The organism is Opitutales bacterium, from assembly GCA_013215165.1.
In the GTDB taxonomy this organism is placed as follows: Bacteria; Verrucomicrobiota; Verrucomicrobiia; order Opitutales; family JABSRG01; genus JABSRG01.
Window position 1 is genome coordinate 58,072 of record JABSRG010000010.1, and the last position, 16,387, is coordinate 74,458.

Here is a 16,387-nt window from a genome sequence, read left to right on the forward strand (position 1 = left end):
GCAAGATGAAGTTTCAAGCTCAGCGCCAGACCTGAGATCACAGCACCACCATCGTATCGCGATGGACGACTTCAAGGCGGCGACGGCGGGGAAAGATACTTTGGATGTCCGTGGTGCTCAGGCCGGCAATCTGTTGTAGATGGATGTGACTGAACTGACTGATCCCTCGGGCAAAGGGTTGACCTCTAGAATCGATGATTTCTACCACATCGTTGATCGAGAATTCGCCGTCGACATGCGTGACCCCCTTGGCAAGCAGGCTACTCTGTTTGTTGACTAGAGCTTCACGAGCGCCTGCGTCGACGGTGACTTTTCCTTTTGGTTTTTCAAAGAATGCTATCCAGCGTTTTCGACTCCCTATGGCGTCGCCGTGAGGGACGAAAAACGTGCCCTCAGGCGGGTTGAGGGGCGTATCAAACCAGAGCGATAAGATATGGTCGAGGCGACCGCTTCCGATAAAAACGCCGCAGCCTGAGCGTGTGGCGATACCGGCAGCAGTGATTTTAGATATCATACCTCCGACAGCGGTGGGTGATGCTGTTGTGCCGGCCATGCCTTCGATTTCTTTGGAGATCTCGTCGACGACGGGTACGACCTTCCCGGTCCCTGTTATGTCGATGAGTCCGGGAGCCGTGGACAGAATAAACAGCTGGTCGGCTTTGGTGAAACTCGCTACAAGGGCAGACAGCACGTCATTGTCGCCAAACTTGATTTCTTCAGCGCTCACTGAATCGTTTTCGTTTATGATCGGAACGATTCCCCGTGATAAGAGCATGTCTAGCATGTTGCGGGTGTTAATGTGTCGCTCACGCTCGCGGACGGCATCGTGCGTAAGTAAGACCTGCGCGCCCCGTATTTTGTGGCGATCCAGACCTTTGCGCCATGTGTCGATTAGGGTGCTCTGTCCAATCGCGGCGCAGGCCTGGAGTAGGGGAATATTTTCGGTGGGTCGGGCATTGAGGCCCAGGGTTCCCATCCCTAAGCCAATGGATCCGGAGCTGACTACGATGACGTCGATATTTCTACGGCGCAGATCAGCGATTTGGTCACAAAAATGGTAAATGCGCTCAGTATCCAGCTCGCCGATACCTCGTGTGAGGATGCCGGTCCCACACTTAATTACAACGCGTTGGATATTTTCTCTGATTGAGGCCATTTATGGAAAAGCCAGGGTGGCAATACCCTGGCTGTTTTTCTCAATATGAGGTGTCGATTGTGAATGAGATAGCAGCTTGAGCTAGACGGTCATGAGGTCTGCTTCCTTTTTCTTCAACTGATCTGCGATGGCTGCAGTCGCGGTATCAGTCAATTTCTGGACGTCCTTTTCAAAACGCTTTAGATCATCTTCAGAAATTTCCTTAGCCTTTTCAGCTGCCTTGAGGCTGTCCATTGCATCGCGCCGCACCTGACGCGCACGCACGCGACCTTCCTCGGCGATTCCATGGGCCACTTTCACCAAATCCTGACGACGTTCTTTACTGAGTTCGGGAATGGGGACTTGGATCGATTGACCCATGACGTTTGGGTTGAAGCCCAGGTTTGCGGCAATGATGGCCCGTTCGACGTCTTTGATGACGCTCTGGTCCCAGGGCTGAATCTTGATCAACCGGCTGTCTGGTGTGGTGATCGCCGAAATATCCCGCAATTTTACAGTCGAGCCGTAGGCTTCGACAGAAATGCCGTCGACCATGCTTGGCGAAGCCTTGCCGGTGTGGATATTTGCGAATTCTTTTTGAGTGAACTCAGTGGCCTTAGACATGCCGTCGTCGGCTTTTAGGATTATTTCGTCAGCGTCCATTGGAGGAATTATGAAGGTTGAGGGATAGGGTATGAAAGAAGAAAAGCTGCCTTACCCATCTGTGCAGAGGGTGCCGATCTTTTCGCCCATCACGGCGCGGAGAATGGCATTTTCTTCTTTGATGCCAAAAACCATGATGGGCATCTTGTTTTCCATGCAAAGTGAGAAGGCTGTAGAGTCCATGACATTGATCCGTTCCTGAAGAGCCTGGAGGTAGGTGATGTGATCGTATTTGACGGCGTCGTCGTATTTTTTCGGATCCTTGTCGTAAATGCCGTCGACGTTTGTGGCTTTCATGAGCATATCGGCTCCGATCTCACTAGCACGCAGTGCTGCACATGTGTCTGTGGAAAAATAAGGATTACCCGTGCCTGATACAAGGACGATGACGCGCTTTTTTTCCAGGTGACGCACAGCGCGGCGCAAAATGAAACGCTCAGCGAGTCGGTCAATTCCGATAGCGCTCATGACGCGAACGGTGACGTCCATTTTTTCCAGGCAGTCCATGAGCGCTAGGCCGTTGATGACAGTGGCGAGCATCCCCATGTGATCGCCGTTGGACCGGTCTATGCCGCGCTCGGTGCCTGACAGTCCGCGAAATATATTGCCGCCTCCGATGACGATTCCGATTTCGACGCCGAGCTCGTAGACCTCCTTTACCTCGCGGCAAATGTTTTCGAGAATTTCGGGATCGATAGGTTCGCCTGTTGCCTTGTTGAGCAGCGCCTCGCCACTGAGTTTGAGGATAATGCGTTTATATTTTGGCGTGGGATTCCCTGACGACTCGTCACTCATAATGGCGTGGAATCTGGGAACGGGCCATGCAAACGTCAATCGCCGACTCCATCAGCTAGAGCATGTTGAAGGATTTGTGGGCAGCCGGACTCTATTAAGTCGAGTACGCGCTCAAAACCTTCGCCTCCCCCGTAGTAAGGATCGGGTATATCGAGGGTGTCCTTTTCCGGAGAGAAGGAACAGAAAGTCCTCAGCTCAGCGGCATCTTCTCCTGCCGCACTGCGCAGCCTGCTTAGGTCTGAGAAATTATCTCGGTCCATAGCAATAATTAGGTCGAAACGCTGAAAATCCTCGATCTCTACTTGGCGCGCAGAGCCCCTGATTTCGTAGCCGCGACGTTTGCCTGCTGCTTGCATGCGGTGGTCTGGGGCGTTCCCAGTGTGGTAGCCGATGGTCCCTGCCGAATCGACTTCAACGCTATCAGGAGACTGAGATTTTTGGACAAATTCGCGGAATACACATTCGCCGGCAGGAGAACGGCAGATATTGCCCATGCAGACAAACAAGACACGATAGAGGGACATGACCCTTATCAATCGGCATGGTGCTGAGTTAGACAATTCATCAATTGTAGAAAACGTTCACTTTTTAAAAACGGTGACAAAATCGATGAGCTGTGCCCTGTTGTATGGATGGGCAAACAGCTATTAATTCTAGACTGTGATTCTACGCTTACCTCCATCGAAGGTGTAGACGAGTTAGCCCGTTTGAAGGGTGAAGCGGTCTTCCAAGCTTCGGAGGCTTTAACCAATCAGGCAATGGATGGCGAGGTTGCTGTAGAAGACGTTTTTGGAAAGCGGCTCCAGCTTATTCAGCCATCCTTAGAGCACTGCCTAAGGGTGGGCGAGAGCTACATTGAGGAGGTTGAGCCGACCGCACTTGAGTTGGTGCGTGCGGCGCGTGAAGCGGGTTGGGATCTAATCATTTTATCAGGTGGTTTTACTAAAGTGATCGAGCCGCTTGCTCGGTATTTGGGTATCGATCATATCGAGGCCGTGCCGCTCTTCTTTAATATTGATGGAAGTTACAACGGGTTTGATGAGACCTATCCAACCACACGTAGCGGCGGCAAGCCCGAGATCATCAACGAGCTTAAAGAGGACCTGAAACCCCAACGCATTGTTATGGTTGGGGATGGCGTGAGTGACTTGGAAACCCAGGAATATGTGGATCGATTCGTCGGCTTTGGTCGGTTTATGGCAAGAGATCGAGTCAAGTTAAAGGCGAGATACTTTGTGGAATCCCTCAGTGCGGTGATACCTCTTCTGGATTTTTGATCGCGTGGAGTGGCATCTCTTTACCATTGGGAAACCCTCATTGAGCTATGCGCGCGATGGCTATGAGACCTACGCGAAGCGGATTCAGCGCTGGGCTCGTATCCATCATCAACCCTTGCGGAAAAGCCAACAGATCGAAGAATCTAACCAACTGCTGAGTAAGAGCACCGGTATGCTGCGCATTGCATTAGATGAACGGGGTGAGTCTTTGACAACACGGCAGTGGTCCGAGCGAATCAGAGACTTGCATGATCGAAACGTGGGTAGCCGCAGGTTTGCTTTTTTGGTAGGAGGCGCCGATGGGCATACGGAAGAACTATGCCAGTCAGCAGATGCCGTTTGGTCTTTGAGTAGCTTAACCCTTCAGCATGAATTGGCTCTGGTCGTTCTTGCGGAGCAGATCTATCGTGTGCACTCACTCTGGGAGGGCATGCCGTATCATCGTGATTAAGCGCTGAGACGCAGTGCCATTTTGAAAGCGGCGTCAAAGCTCGTCGTCGTCGCCAAGTTCTTTCCAGCGATGGAGAACCCTGTGCCGTGGTCGGGGCTCGTGCGCACGTGGGGGAGGCCGAGTGTGATGTTCACGGCACTATCGAACTCAACCGTTTTCAGGGGGCCGAGGCCTTGGTCGTGATACATGGCAATGACGCCATCGAAGTCACCTTTCAAGTGGCGCCAAAAAACTGTGTCTCCGGGCAAGCATTCAGAAAGGCCAGGGAATTCGGGCCGCAAGTCGTTGAGCCATGGATTGAGCCGGCTGACTTCATCATTACCTAACATGCCCCCTTCTCCGGCGTGTGGGTTGACTCCGCATACTGCGATCCTGGGCTCCGGCTTGCCTTCACTAGTCAAAAGAAAATGGAGATTACGCACCGCGCGTTCTAAACCGGCGAAGGTGATTTCTTTGCCGACTCTGTTCAGGGGACAATGCCATGTCACCAAGGCTATGCGCATGTATTTCCCCGTAAATGCCATGGTGGGCTCACCACCCCATTGATCCGCGAAGAACTCGGTGTGTCCGGGGTAGTCGAACCCGACTTGCTGCATCCACGATTTGGCAATGGGTCCGGTAACGACCGCTCGATATTTGCCCGCAATGATTCCAGTAGCTGCTTCGTAGAGAGCGTCGCGTGCAATGGCCGCACCAGCGGTGTCGGGTTCGCCTGGGTGTATGATATATTCCTTGTCACCAACCGAAACGGCCTGAACTGAATTTGAAACGCGATGCTGCCTGGTCCAGTGGCTAGGCCCAATGATGCAGATATCGTTGTGATGCTGGGGATTGTCGGCCAACCAGTGGGCAATTACTTCTGGGCCCACACCAGCGGGATCGCCACAAGTAACTGCAATGGGTTTTAAATCACGCATAGGGACCTCTCAATTACCTTGTGCCAGGCCATCAAAGATCTCTTCCAAAGCGGCAATTCCTTTGTTCATGACACCGAGATGAAAGCTTTCGTTGGGCGAATGGATACGGTCTTCAGGGGTCGCCAAGCCAACCATGACCGCATCTAAGCCAGCGATGTCGCGGATCTGGCCGATGATCGGAATACTCCCGCCACCACGAATATATAGGGGGCGGCTACCGAAAGCTTTTTCAAACGCATACTCCGCTAATTTAAATGCAGCCGCGAGTACGGGACTTTGGTCCTTAGGAGTATTCTCTCTACCCGGGGGCACGATTAAGTAAGCGGGTGCATCTGCTTTTTCTTTGAAGTGAAGAGTGACGCCATTCGGGGTCCGCGATTCTATGGCAGCGCGCACTTTCGACATGATATCGGCTGGATCCTGGTCTGGAACCAGTCGGCACGTAATCTTGGCAAATGCTTTCGATGGGATGACAGTCTTGCTTCCTGGCCCTTGATAGCCGCCGCCTATGCCATTTATTTCGAGAGTTGGGAGAAAACGAATCGATTCAAACGGAGTCATCCCCTCAGGCGTATAAAATGCCGGGATGCCGAGGAATGCTTGGTAGGCATCCTCATCCTCGGGGAGTTTTTTGAGCTCATCGCGCTCCCAGCCAGGAAATGAGAGTACGCCGTCGTAAAACCCAGGCACATTTACTTTGGCGTCAGAAGTATGAAGAGAGGCGAGAATCTCACTCAGAGCCTGGATCGGATTGAGCAACGCACCTCCGTGTTCTCCCGAGTGAAGGTCCAATTTTGGGCCGACAACCTCGATCTCAAAATCGACTAATCCCCTCAGCTGAGTGGTGATTGCAACCTGGTCGGCAGTGGGGATCGACGTGTCGGAAACGAGCATGAAATCCGCAGATGCCAGAGTGTCCTTAAACTTCTCTAAAACATGAGCGAAGTTTGGGCTGCCGATTTCCTCTTCGCCCTCAATCAACCAGGTGATGCGGAGTGGCAGGTCAGGTTTGCGTTCTAGTACGCGTGCGAGCGCACACATGTGCGTGACGACTTCGCCTTTATTGTCAGCAGCGCCGCGTGCATAGAGACGTTCGCCGCGGATATGAGCTTGGAAGGGTGGGGTCTCCCAGAGTTCAAGCGGCTCTGCTGGTTGGACATCGTAGTGACCATAAATAACGATGTGCGGAGTTTCAGCTGGTAGGTCTGCACCCGTTTGGGCAACGATCACTGGATGCAGGGGTGTTGCAACGGATTCGACGGAAAAACCCAGTTTCTCCAGGTGACGCTCTACAAATTCTCGCGCAAGCACCATGGCCGGTCCACATTCAGGTTGAGTAGATACGCTACCGTAGGAGACGAATTCTGAAAGTAGAGCGACAGGATCGGAAAAAGATGAGTCCATGATATTAGCAAACGCAGCTCACCAGTGAATTCAACGCCGTTATCGATTCCCTGTGTAGGCCTTCAAGTAAATGTCTAGAAATCATTGTGTTCTGGGGCCGCTGCCATAGTCATTTCTGCTATGGATTCAGACCCCGACCCCGTTGAGTATCCGATCACTGAAGAATTGGATCTTCATATGTTTCGTCCGAACGAGGTATTGGACGTATTGCATGATTATCTCGATTTGGCGCGCGAAAGAGGCTTTCAACGAGTGAGAATTGTTCACGGTAAGGGCATTGGAACTCAGCGGACCATGGTTCATGAGGCTCTGGCCAAACGCGACGATGTGACGAGCTACCAATTGGATGACGGGCGTGCCGGTGGTTGGGGGGCGACTTGGGTGGATTTTTAGGAAGCTTTCACCCTCTTTAATGCCCATATCGCATCAAGGTGACACCTGATGGAGGTAAACCCTTATCTATTTGCCTGCTTCGAGAATGAATCAGGTCGTCGCTATAGTCACCTCTGTCACGACCAAGTATGTCGTGTAGGCGATATATGCAGCTAAGAGGAGAGCCCCCTCGTAGCGATTGATGCGACCTGGCTTTCTAAACCCAGCACCGATCGCAAAAAGGGATAGGGTGAGGACCGACATAACTAGCACATCTCGGTTAAAAACAACGGCATCGACAGAAAGGGGATGGATCGAAGCCGCAATGCCCACTACGGCCAGGGTATTGAAAAGGTTAGAGCCCAAAATATTACCCAAAGCGAGGTCGTGTTCGCCTTTCCGCGTTGCGGCAAGGGTTGAAGCAAGTTCAGGCAAAGACGTTCCAATAGCGATCACCGTAAGGCCAATGACTAACTCACTTACCCCAAAGCCTCGTGCTATTTCAGCGGCTCCCCAGACCAGCATGCGAGAACTCGCGATTAAGACAATGAGCCCGAGCACCATGAGAAATATAGCCCGAGATAGCGTTACCGGCTGAGCTTCATCCATCTGTTGGGTAAATTCAGTATTGAGGGTGTCTTTTCGTTTCCGAGTCCCTTGCCATATGGTCCATCCCATCAAAAAGCCGAAAACAACCAGCAAACCGATTCCATCCCAACGAGTTAGCTCAAGATCGGTGACCTGCCAGGCTGCAAAGGCGGTCATAAGGGTCAAGATGGGGAGTTCCTTGCGAAGAATTTGAGAGTGGACGGTGATCGGGCAGAGAATCGCAGTAATGCCTAGGATCAGAGCAATATTTGAAATGTTGGACCCGTAGGCGTTGCCGAGGGCGATTTCGGGGCTGCCTTGAAGTGCTGCGTTGGCGCTCACCACCATTTCTGGTGCAGACGTCCCGAATCCGACAATGACCATCCCAATCAAAAGGGGAGGCATACCTAAGTGTTTGGCTGTTGCGGCAGCACCATCTACAAACCTATCCGCACTCCAAACCAGGAGCCCGAGACCGACTAAAACTGCTATACTCGCCAAAATCATGAAAATCATCCCGTAAAATGGAATTCCGCCTATGAAACGCAGCTCTTCCGTGAGCTGTCAAAAAAATGTTCCTCTAAGTTTATTTCATTCAATGATTCGGGTAAACTTCGAGGGTGCCAGGGTGCCCGCATTATTTGACCTACAGCATAACTGTGGAATGGTAAGGAGCTATGGATGATCCGGCTTTCTACTATTTGTCTCATGTTCATTTTGATGAGCTAGATGCACTTGGGGTATTACATCACACGCGTTACTTGATACACCTAGAAAGGGCGCAGCAGGCGTTTTTCCAAGATCTTCTGGGCGTGGATGACTTTAATGCCGATCGCGATGAGGATATCTATGTGGTCGTCCGAGGCCTCACATCTCGTTTCCGAGAACCAGTCCGAAATCCTGGAGAAATCCTCGTAAAATACGAAATTTCCAAGGTGCGTGCGGCCGGAGTATCTATGGATTTTAGTATCACAGATCCTGAGGGCAAGGCACTCTATTGCACTGGAGAAAGGATCGTCTGTAAACTCTCAGGAGTAACCCACCAGCCGACTCCTTGGACCGAGCCCTTTGAAGCAGCGATGAAAAATCGGTTAGTGAAAGATTGATTCGATTTCCTGTAGATTGAATACGAGCAAGGATTATAGGCCTGATCCCCCTTCATCGAAAGCATTCAGTCCACTTAAAGGGCATGTATGGCTGATTTGCTGACAGCCATGGCAGCTTCCTTGACTGATTCAGTGATTGTCGGATGAGCATGGACGGTGCGGGCAATGTCTTCTGCGCTCCCTCCATATTCCATGTGTGCCACTGCAGACGCGATGATCTCAGACGCACCCTTGGCGATTACTTGGATTCCCAGGAGCTTATCAGTCTCTTTGTCAGCGATGATTTTGACGAGGCCGTCTGTAGCGTCTGTAGCTATGGCTCGCCCATTGCCTGCTAGATTAAATTTCCCCACGTTTACAGCGATACCTTGTTCTTTGGCTTGTTGTTGGGAAATGCCTACGGATGCAATTTCTGGCTCTGTGTAAACCACATTTGGGATGACATCGTAGTTCACATGCCCGGCCTTGCCCGCTAACATTTCAGCGATGGCAACAGCTTCTTCTTCAGCTTTGTGAGCGAGCATTGGGCCCGGGATGACATCTCCGATCGCATAGACGCCGGGGGCGGTGGTTTTGAAGTGGTCATCGACTGGAATGCGGCCTTTTTCATCGACTTGAATGCCGACAGAGTCGAGACCCAGGCCTTCGGTGAACGGCTTGCGGCCTACGGCTACGAGGATTTTATCTGCTTCAAACTGTAGCTTCTTATCTCCCTTCTCGGCGAGAAGGATGGCCTTTCCGTCTTTGTCAGGCATACGCACACCGGTGCATCGCGTGCCGAGCTCAAACTGGAGGCCTTGCTTTTTGAAAATGCGTTGCGCCAGTTTAGAGATATCATCGTCGTAGGTTGGAGCGACTTTGTTGAGGAACTCGATGACCGTCACTTTTGAGCCCAAGCGCGACCACACTGACCCCAGTTCGAGTCCGATGGCGCCAGCACCCACGACGATCAGTTCTTCGGGCACCTCATCAAATGCGATTGCCTCGTCACTGCCGACAACTGTCTTACCATCGAAAGGTAGGAATGGCAGTTCAACAGTAGATGAGCCCGTGGCTATAATGATGTGTTTGGCACCGATAGTCTGCTTATCCTTGCCTTGAGTGACCTCGATTTTTCCTTCTCCAGAGAGTTTTCCCGTTCCCTTGATAATCTCGATCCCTCGTTTGCTGGTGAGAGCAGCAACACCCCCACGCAACTGGTCGACGACCTTCGATTTCTTCTCCATCAATTTGTTGATGTTTACTTTCACGTCAGAGAACTCGAATCCGTTGTCCGCGGCAGAATGCTGGGCAGCGTGCAAAATCTCCGTTGAATGGAGAAGGGCTTTGCTCGGTATGCAGCCCACGTTCAGACAAGTGCCCCCTAAGTGTTCCGACTTCTCGATGAGAGCAGTCTTAAATCCAAGCTGAGCCGCTCGAATGGCAGAAACATAGCCCCCAGGTCCGGAGCCGATGACGACGTAGTCGAAAGTATTCATTTTAAGAGATGAAGGTTAGGTATGCTTCGGCGAGCATCATTTTTACAGGTCAAATAACAGACGTGTGGGATCCTCAATGGCCTCCTTAATCTTCACTAAGAATGTGACGGCTTCTTTGCCATCGACGATACGGTGATCGTAAGAGAGGGCTAAATACATCATCGGACGGATCTCAACTTGACCGTTCACGGCCACCGGGCGCTGTTGGATACTATGCATCCCGAGGATGCCACTCTGTGGTGGATTGATGATGGGGGTGGAAAGCAGCGAGCCATAGGTCCCTCCGTTGGAAATGGTGAATACGCCGCCCTGCATATCATCGATAGTGATTTTGCCAGCTTGTCCCTTTTTCGCATAGTCCTTGATGGCGTTTTCAATACCTGCAAATGACAGTGCGTCGCAGTCGCGCACCACTGGAACTACTAGGCCACGGTCAGTACCAATGGCGACGCCGATATCGTAGTAATGGTTCATGACCATTTCGTCGCCTTCAATCTGAGCGTTGATATTGGGGATTTCTTTGAGGGCGTTGACTACGGCTTTCACAAAGAAAGACATGAAGCCGAGCTTGATGCCGTGCTTGGCTACGAAGGCTTCTTGATGCGTTTTGCGAAATTTCATGACTGCACTCATATCGACTTCGTTGAAAGTCGAGAGGATGGCTGCAGTTTGCTGTGAGGACACCAGGCGTTCGGCAATCTTGCGGCGCAGGGCTGTCATCTTCTTGCGTGTCACACGTTCGCCAGTGGGCGCTGCCTGAGAGGCTGGGGGTGTCGCCAGCGCTGCGGGTGTGGGTACGGGTGCGGGTGCGAAAGTCGGGGCCTTTTCGGCAGCGAGCATATCTCCCTTAGTGACTCTACCATCTTTGCCAGTTCCAGGAACGGTGGAAGGATCGATTCCGGTCTCACTCGCGATGCGTCGAACCGCCGGGCTAATGGGTTTATCTCCTGATGGAGCAGCCTCGGCAGCAGATGATGCCTCCGCGGGTGCGGCTTCTTCTGTTGGAGCTGTTTTCTTAGGCGTGTCGGCGGCGCTCTCATCGATCTCAGCCACGACTTGGCCAATCTCCACTTCGTCGCCTTCTTCGGCCTTCAAGGAGATCACTCCAGATACCTCGGCTGTAGCCTCAGAGGTGACCTTGTCGGTCTCCAGTTCGAAAAGAATTTGGCCGGCTTCGACGCTATCGCCATCCTGGACTTGCCAGGTGGCAATGATGCCGGTCGTGATGGATTCCCCCATTGCAGGGATTTTTACTTCGGTAGCCATAGTGCGGTGCGATTTGAAAGATTATAGATCGGCAAATGCCTGTTTGATGAGATGGATCTGTTCCAATTTATGCGCGGCGAGCGAGCCGACTGCCGGGCTCGCACCCGGTTTACGTCCGGCGTACCGCGGACGTTTACTGAGTGAGACCTCTAGGCGGTTTTCGATCGCTGTCCAGGGCCCCATATTCTTCGGCTCTTCCTGGCACCAGACTACGTCTTTTGCCTGGGTATACCCAGGCGCGATTTCTTTCAGCTCTACAGTGTGGAGTGGGTAGAGTTGTTCTATGCGAATGATCGCTGCCTTTTTCTCCAGCCCCGACGCCTTCCGATGAGCGACCAGGTCATAGTAGACTTTGCCGGAGCAGAAGATGAGGCGCTCGGCATTTTTCGGTTGAGTCGGGTCATCTAGGATGGGGTGAAAAATCTCCTCTGTGAAGTCTTTGATCTCCGAGGTTGCCTCCTTCGCGCGCAGGAGGCTCTTGGGTGACATGATGACAAGCGGTTTACGGAAACTACGCTTCATCTGCCGCCGCAGGATATGGAAATATTGGGCAGGGGTCGTGAGGTTGGCGACTTGGATGTTTTTCTCGGCACAGAGCTGGAGAAAACGTTCTAAACGCGCGCTGGAGTGTTCAGGTCCCATGCCTTCATAGCCGTGGGGAAGGAGCATCACCAATCCGCTGACGCGCTGCCATTTCGACTCCGAACTGGCGATAAACTGGTCGATGATGACCTGTGCTCCATTACAGAAATCACCAAATTGGGCTTCCCACATTGCGAGCATTTCTGGGTAGTCGAGCGAATAGCCATAATCGAAACCCAGAACTGCCATTTCGGAGAGCAATGAATTGTAGACGCAGAATTGCGCCTGATTGTCGGATAGATTGAGGAGGGGAACGTAGCGCTCGCGCGTGTCAATGTCATACCAAGCAGCATGACGTTGTGAGAATGTGCCCCGTTCGGAATCTTGGCCTGAGAGGCGGACTGGGGTGCCTTCCATCATGAGAGTCCCGAAGGCGAGAGATTCAGCATAGGCCCAGTCGATGCCCTTATCCTCTTCGAAGGCTTTCCACTTCTGCTTCACCTGGCGGGCTATCTTAGTGTTTGCCTTGATGTGATCAGGAACGGTGGTGAGGACTTTGGCAACATGTGTGAATTCCTCAAGATTGGGTGCGGTCTCAACGGGATCGAAATTATACTCGGGTTGATAAGTTGCGGTGGACCCGAAAAGCTTGGATCCGGAGATCTTAGCTTGTTCAGACTTTTTGGCTTCTTCGAACTCCTGGTTGAGCAAATCTTCAAAGTCTTTCCGTATCTGCCCAGCTTCGGCTTTGGTAAGCTCGCCAGCGTCAATCATCTGTTGGGCTAAGACCTCACTCTTCTCCATTTGCTTACCGATCTTTTTGTAAAGAACTGGCTGCGTGAACTTGGGCTCGTCCGACTCATTGTGTCCGTGTTTTCGATAGCAGAGGATGTCGATGAACACGTCCTCGCCGAAGGTTTGGCGATATTCGAGGGCAAGTTCAGATACGTAGAGCACGGCCAATGGGTCATCCCCGTTCACATGGAACACGGGCGACTCAATCATCTTTGCCACGTCGGTGCAATACCGGCTGGACCGGGCGTCGCGAGGATCGGTGGTGAAGCCAATTTGGTTGTTGATAACGATGTGGATCGTGCCGCCGGTGCGGTAGCCTGGGAGTTTGGAGAAATTCGCAACTTCTGCGACCACACCCTGGCCGGCGATTGCCGCATCGCCGTGGATCAAGATAGGCACGACTGACTTGCGTTCAATGTCCCCCCGAATGCGTTGCCGCGCACGCGCCTTTCCTTGGACTACACCATCCACCGCTTCGAGGTGCGATGGATTGGCAGCGAGACGTATTTCGACCTGTGCTCCAGAGGAAGTGGTTTTGACGGTGTCATAACCTAGGTGATATTTCACATCGCCGTCGCCGTGATTGAGATTTGGGATGTAATTTTCGCTAAATTCGTTGAAAATAAAGCGGTAGGATTTTCGCATGATATTTGCGAGGACATTGAGGCGACCACGGTGGGCCATCCCCATAACGATTTCCTGTCCACCAAACTCGGGGAAGCTTTCAATGATGGCATCCAAACTGTTGATGGCAGTCTCGCCGCCTTCGAGGGAGAATCGTTTTTGGCCGACGAAACGGGTGTGGAGGTATTTTTCAAAGATCTCCGCTTCGTAGAGCTTCTTTAGAACGCGTAGTTTTTTTTCTTTAGAAAATGTGGGAATGTTATTGGAGGGTTCCATCTTTCCCTGAAGCCAGCGACGCTTGGGGGACTCTTGGATATGCAAGTATTCTACACCGATGGGCCCGCAATAAGTAGTATTCAGGCGATTAAGAATTTCATCCAGACGCATGGTGACCCCGCCCAGATAGTTGCCCGTGTCGAATTCCTTCCCGAGATCCCCTTGAGAAAAACCGAGTCGCTCGAGTGTGAGACGTGGGTTGGGAACCGGCTCATGTAGTGGATTGATTGCTGCCTGTGTATGACCGTTGTCACGATACGCGTAGATAGCTCCGATAACGCGTGCTTGTAGTTTGGGCTCAACGTTCGGCTGATCCGAATCCGTCGCCGCTGGAGCGCGCGTCAATTCCCCGTCGTCGAGGGTCGATCCACCATTTTTACCAGATTTGCCAGAGGCGAGCTCGAAGCCTTCAAAGAAAATCTGCCATTCCCGGTCTATGGATTCCGGGTTCTCGAGCCACTGTTGATACTGAGCGTCGATCACGTCCGCATTCCAGCGACCCGCGAAAGTTAGGTTTTTCATTGTCATCGTAGTTTTAAGCTGTGGATGCAGGTTGACCTCTCATCCCGATTTCGGGAAGTAATGATGCACGTCGACAGGTGACAAGGGAAGTCAGACGGATTAAGATTCTTATAAGTCGTAAAAATTTAAAATCTCCAATGATTAGCAAATCTAATTAATTAAAATGTCTAATACAACAAATGGATCGCCCATTAAAATTGCCGTTAAGCGGATGGCTTTTCCTCAAGAAGTGAATGAAATGAGCATCGCAGAAGCTTTGGAACTTTTGGATCGTGTCACAGAAATCCCAGGGCAGCTTCCAGAACAGCTAGAACATTTTTTACAACGACGCAGTTATGTAAAAGCTTGGGATTGGATAGAGCGTCATCCTGAATGGACTGAGGCAAACCATGGGTAAGAAAAAGAATCGAATTTCCACTGCGGGCAGTGGCGCAGAATTGGGCCAAAATCCTTTTGGAAGTCTATCTTCAGTTGGGCTGCCTAAAGGAGATATGTCGCCCATTATCGAAAACGCAGTGCCGAAGAAGGCGAAGGGACCCAGGCACCAAGTGCAGATGCGCCGGTTGACAGCGGGCAAGGGGGGGAAGACTGTCACTGAACTCACGGGTTTTGAGCCTGATTTTTTTGCAAACCGTGCCAAGGACGCGTTGCGTTCAATGAAAAATTTCACCGGAGCTGGGGGGGCGGTAAAAGGTAAGGCCATCGAGGTTCAGGGAGACGTCCGGGATCGTCTTCAGCCTTGGCTTGAAGATAAGGGATACCGCGTGGTGCGCGCTGGCGGCTAAAGAGTCTTTTAAGCCCTCAAGTATACGATAATGGGTGAAAGCTTTGGAATCTGGCTGATTTAGAAAATCAAAATACTCCGTGCGTAACACTGGAGATGAATTACGAAGTAGCTCCGCGCATAGAAGAGATGGCGACCCACGAGCGCCCTCAGGAACGTTTAGAAAGCCTCGGAGCTAAGGCGCTTTCTGATGCTGAGTTGTTGGCTCTAGTGTTACGCAGTGGAACACCGGATATTGATGTGCTCAGCCTTTCGAGGAACTTAGTCGACGATGCAGGATCGCTGGCTCGACTGCTTACGCGCAGTCGCGATGATTTTTTGAATTACGCTGGTGTCGGCCGCGTGAAAGCTGTGCAGCTCGCCGCAATTTTGGAGATCGCACGTCGTGTCTCAGCTGAGCAAGCCGCGGAATTGCCCACGGTCGATACGCCCGATAGCGTGTGGCGTGTCTTGCGCAGCCGAGTAATGCATTTAGAAGTCGAAAAGTTCTATGTATTGCTACTCAACCGTAAAAACAGACTGTTGCGCATCGAGGAGGTTACGTCAGGAACTGCTACGGCGAGCTTGGTTCATCCGCGCGAGGTGTTTCGTGCTGCAGTCAGCGCCGGAGCAGTAGCGATGATCTGTGCTCATAACCACCCCAGTGGTGATCCTCTACCCAGCGCACAAGACATCAGAATAACCCGTCAATTGCGTGAAGCATCGAGAGTGATGCAGATCGAGCTGGTCGATCATGTAATTCTCGGCGAGTCTCAACACGCGATCGCGGGTTTGCGTTACTATTCTTTTTCACAGTTATCCCATAGGAATTCGAATTTTTCCTGGACCACAGATTACGGGTATGCGGTCAATCAAGTGTTTTGTTGAATTTCCTTGAAATAGTTTTGTTTAAATTCGGTGCGATTGGCGTAGCCAAGCGCTTGGATTTTTTCACCTCCAAGAAGCGTCGCGAGCTTCTCAAGCTTTGTCTCGAGGTGAGAGTCCAGCTCCAGCAGCGACGTATAGTGTCCTTTCAGCACGTGCCAGATCGATATTGCTAGCTTCCGCGCAACGGCAGCTGCTGCTATGTTTCGGTTCTTTTTGATCTCTAGTTTCCGGCCCCAGCGGTGCAGAGGGGATTTGCGTTGATTTAGTGCATTTTGGGCTGATTGGATAAGTAGCGCGCGGAGGTCCCCACGTCCCTTTTTGCCGATGCCCAGATTGTAGCCTTGGACGTTGTTGCCAGATTGGACTTTGCCCGGTGCTAGCCCAAGGTATCCCACCAGTTTTTTGGCGGTGGGGAAGCGGTGGATGTTGCCAATCATAGCCATCAGACCAAAGGCGACTCGGTGACGCACACCCATGAGTCGCCA

At 51.8% G+C, this 16,387-nt stretch carries 18 protein-coding genes; 7 read left to right on the forward strand and 11 right to left on the reverse strand.

Translation table 11 applies throughout. The features are described 5' to 3' along the window. Positions 1 to 37: 37 nt before the first annotated feature. From proB to HRU10_03250, 4 genes are all read right to left on the reverse strand, one after another. Positions 38 to 1,156 (reverse strand): glutamate 5-kinase, encoded by a 1,119-nt coding sequence (gene proB / locus HRU10_03235; GenBank protein NRA26245.1) that lies wholly within the window; start codon positions 1,154 to 1,156, stop codon positions 38 to 40. An 81-nt stretch (positions 1,157 to 1,237) separates the two neighbouring features. Next, positions 1,238 to 1,798 carry a ribosome recycling factor gene (gene frr, locus HRU10_03240; GenBank protein NRA26246.1) on the reverse strand — a complete coding sequence of 187 codons (561 nt, stop codon included), beginning with the start codon at positions 1,796 to 1,798 and terminating at the stop codon, positions 1,238 to 1,240. A 51-nt stretch (positions 1,799 to 1,849) separates the two neighbouring features. Next, positions 1,850 to 2,593, reverse strand: a complete 744-nt coding sequence (locus HRU10_03245; GenBank protein ID NRA26247.1) for a UMP kinase — start codon at positions 2,591 to 2,593, stop codon at positions 1,850 to 1,852. 35 nt (positions 2,594 to 2,628) lie between these two features. Next, a complete protein-coding gene (locus tag HRU10_03250; protein ID NRA26248.1) occupies positions 2,629 to 3,117 on the reverse strand; it encodes a low molecular weight phosphotyrosine protein phosphatase in 489 nt (162 codons plus the stop codon). Positions 3,118 to 3,225: 108 nt separating this feature from the next. Between HRU10_03250 and HRU10_03255 the strand changes: the two genes are divergently transcribed. Continuing rightward, a complete protein-coding gene (locus HRU10_03255; GenBank protein ID NRA26249.1) occupies positions 3,226 to 3,870 on the forward strand; it encodes an HAD-IB family phosphatase in 645 nt (214 codons plus the stop codon). A gap of 4 nt (positions 3,871 to 3,874) precedes the next feature. Next, on the forward strand, positions 3,875 to 4,321 hold the full coding sequence (locus tag HRU10_03260; protein NRA26250.1) for a 23S rRNA (pseudouridine(1915)-N(3))-methyltransferase RlmH: 447 nt from the start codon (positions 3,875 to 3,877) through the stop codon (positions 4,319 to 4,321). On the opposite strand, the gene pdxA is transcribed toward HRU10_03260, so the two are convergent. Both pdxA and HRU10_03270 read right to left on the reverse strand, forming a co-directional pair. Then, on the reverse strand, positions 4,318 to 5,238 hold the full coding sequence (pdxA, locus tag HRU10_03265) for a 4-hydroxythreonine-4-phosphate dehydrogenase PdxA (GenBank protein NRA26251.1): 921 nt from the start codon (positions 5,236 to 5,238) through the stop codon (positions 4,318 to 4,320). The two genes, HRU10_03260 and pdxA, sit on opposite strands and share 4 nt — an antisense overlap. 9 nt (positions 5,239 to 5,247) lie before the next feature. Beyond that, positions 5,248 to 6,642, reverse strand: a complete 1,395-nt coding sequence (locus HRU10_03270) for a M20/M25/M40 family metallo-hydrolase (GenBank protein ID NRA26252.1) — start codon at positions 6,640 to 6,642, stop codon at positions 5,248 to 5,250. A 120-nt stretch (positions 6,643 to 6,762) separates the two neighbouring features. On the opposite strand from HRU10_03270, the gene HRU10_03275 reads away from it, so the two are divergent. Then, positions 6,763 to 7,035 (forward strand): Smr/MutS family protein, encoded by a 273-nt coding sequence (locus HRU10_03275; protein ID NRA26253.1) that lies wholly within the window; start codon positions 6,763 to 6,765, stop codon positions 7,033 to 7,035. A 90-nt stretch (positions 7,036 to 7,125) separates the two neighbouring features. On the opposite strand, the gene HRU10_03280 is transcribed toward HRU10_03275, so the two are convergent. Beyond that, positions 7,126 to 8,109: a calcium/sodium antiporter gene (locus HRU10_03280; protein NRA26254.1), complete on the reverse strand. Its 984-nt coding sequence runs from the start codon at positions 8,107 to 8,109 to the stop codon at positions 7,126 to 7,128. Between the two features lie 170 nt (positions 8,110 to 8,279). Between HRU10_03280 and HRU10_03285 the strand changes: the two genes are divergently transcribed. Beyond that, positions 8,280 to 8,708, forward strand: coding sequence for a thioesterase family protein (locus HRU10_03285; protein NRA26255.1), 429 nt, complete (start codon positions 8,280 to 8,282; stop codon positions 8,706 to 8,708). A 74-nt stretch (positions 8,709 to 8,782) separates the two neighbouring features. On the opposite strand, the gene lpdA is transcribed toward HRU10_03285, so the two are convergent. Genes lpdA through HRU10_03300 form a run of 3 tightly spaced genes read right to left on the reverse strand, consistent with a single transcriptional unit; the run spans position 8,783 to position 14,251 of the window. Next, positions 8,783 to 10,186 (reverse strand): dihydrolipoyl dehydrogenase, encoded by a 1,404-nt coding sequence (gene lpdA / locus HRU10_03290; protein ID NRA26256.1) that lies wholly within the window; start codon positions 10,184 to 10,186, stop codon positions 8,783 to 8,785. Between the two features lie 42 nt (positions 10,187 to 10,228). Beyond that, the gene (gene odhB, locus HRU10_03295; protein ID NRA26257.1) at positions 10,229 to 11,452 is read right to left on the reverse strand and encodes a 2-oxoglutarate dehydrogenase complex dihydrolipoyllysine-residue succinyltransferase; all 1,224 of its coding nucleotides are present in this window, start codon (positions 11,450 to 11,452) and stop codon (positions 10,229 to 10,231) included. Between the two features lie 21 nt (positions 11,453 to 11,473). Continuing rightward, a complete protein-coding gene (locus HRU10_03300; GenBank protein NRA26258.1) occupies positions 11,474 to 14,251 on the reverse strand; it encodes a 2-oxoglutarate dehydrogenase E1 component in 2,778 nt (925 codons plus the stop codon). 163 nt (positions 14,252 to 14,414) lie between these two features. Between HRU10_03300 and HRU10_03305 the strand changes: the two genes are divergently transcribed. From HRU10_03305 to radC, 3 genes are all read left to right on the forward strand, one after another. Beyond that, a complete protein-coding gene (locus HRU10_03305; GenBank protein ID NRA26259.1) occupies positions 14,415 to 14,648 on the forward strand; it encodes a hypothetical protein in 234 nt (77 codons plus the stop codon). Beyond that, positions 14,641 to 15,036: a translation initiation factor gene (locus tag HRU10_03310; protein NRA26260.1), complete on the forward strand. Its 396-nt coding sequence runs from the start codon at positions 14,641 to 14,643 to the stop codon at positions 15,034 to 15,036. Before HRU10_03305 ends, HRU10_03310 begins: the two co-directional genes overlap by 8 nt. Before the next feature lie 95 nt (positions 15,037 to 15,131). Then, positions 15,132 to 15,902 (forward strand): DNA repair protein RadC, encoded by a 771-nt coding sequence (radC, locus tag HRU10_03315; GenBank protein NRA26261.1) that lies wholly within the window; start codon positions 15,132 to 15,134, stop codon positions 15,900 to 15,902. On the opposite strand, the gene HRU10_03320 is transcribed toward radC, so the two are convergent. Then, positions 15,887 to 16,387 (reverse strand): IS110 family transposase (locus HRU10_03320; GenBank protein ID NRA26262.1); only part of this gene is annotated, 501 nt, incomplete at its 5' end. The genes radC and HRU10_03320 overlap by 16 nt on opposite strands.

What these genes read in the sequence shown, in the direction of transcription:
- HRU10_03275 (NRA26253.1), top strand. Translation starts at nt 6,763, where the DNA reads ATGGATTCAGACCCCGACCCCGTTGAGTATCCGATCACTGAAGAATTG.
- HRU10_03270 (NRA26252.1), bottom strand. Translation starts at nt 6,642, where the DNA reads ATGGACTCATCTTTTTCCGATCCTGTCGCTCTACTTTCAGAATTCGTC.
- HRU10_03255 (NRA26249.1), top strand. Translation starts at nt 3,226, where the DNA reads ATGGGCAAACAGCTATTAATTCTAGACTGTGATTCTACGCTTACCTCC.
- frr (NRA26246.1), bottom strand. Translation starts at nt 1,798, where the DNA reads ATGGACGCTGACGAAATAATCCTAAAAGCCGACGACGGCATGTCTAAG.
- HRU10_03300 (NRA26258.1), bottom strand. Translation starts at nt 14,251, where the DNA reads ATGAAAAACCTAACTTTCGCGGGTCGCTGGAATGCGGACGTGATCGAC.
- radC (NRA26261.1), top strand. Translation starts at nt 15,132, where the DNA reads ATGAATTACGAAGTAGCTCCGCGCATAGAAGAGATGGCGACCCACGAG.
- HRU10_03310 (NRA26260.1), top strand. Translation starts at nt 14,641, where the DNA reads ATGGGTAAGAAAAAGAATCGAATTTCCACTGCGGGCAGTGGCGCAGAA.
- lpdA (NRA26256.1), bottom strand. Translation starts at nt 10,186, where the DNA reads ATGAATACTTTCGACTACGTCGTCATCGGCTCCGGACCTGGGGGCTAT.
- HRU10_03245 (NRA26247.1), bottom strand. Translation starts at nt 2,593, where the DNA reads ATGAGTGACGAGTCGTCAGGGAATCCCACGCCAAAATATAAACGCATT.
- proB (NRA26245.1), bottom strand. Translation starts at nt 1,156, where the DNA reads ATGGCCTCAATCAGAGAAAATATCCAACGCGTTGTAATTAAGTGTGGG.
- pdxA (NRA26251.1), bottom strand. Translation starts at nt 5,238, where the DNA reads ATGCGTGATTTAAAACCCATTGCAGTTACTTGTGGCGATCCCGCTGGT.
- HRU10_03280 (NRA26254.1), bottom strand. Translation starts at nt 8,109, where the DNA reads ATGATTTTGGCGAGTATAGCAGTTTTAGTCGGTCTCGGGCTCCTGGTT.
- HRU10_03285 (NRA26255.1), top strand. Translation starts at nt 8,280, where the DNA reads ATGGATGATCCGGCTTTCTACTATTTGTCTCATGTTCATTTTGATGAG.
- HRU10_03250 (NRA26248.1), bottom strand. Translation starts at nt 3,117, where the DNA reads ATGTCCCTCTATCGTGTCTTGTTTGTCTGCATGGGCAATATCTGCCGT.
- HRU10_03305 (NRA26259.1), top strand. Translation starts at nt 14,415, where the DNA reads ATGTCTAATACAACAAATGGATCGCCCATTAAAATTGCCGTTAAGCGG.
- odhB (NRA26257.1), bottom strand. Translation starts at nt 11,452, where the DNA reads ATGGCTACCGAAGTAAAAATCCCTGCAATGGGGGAATCCATCACGACC.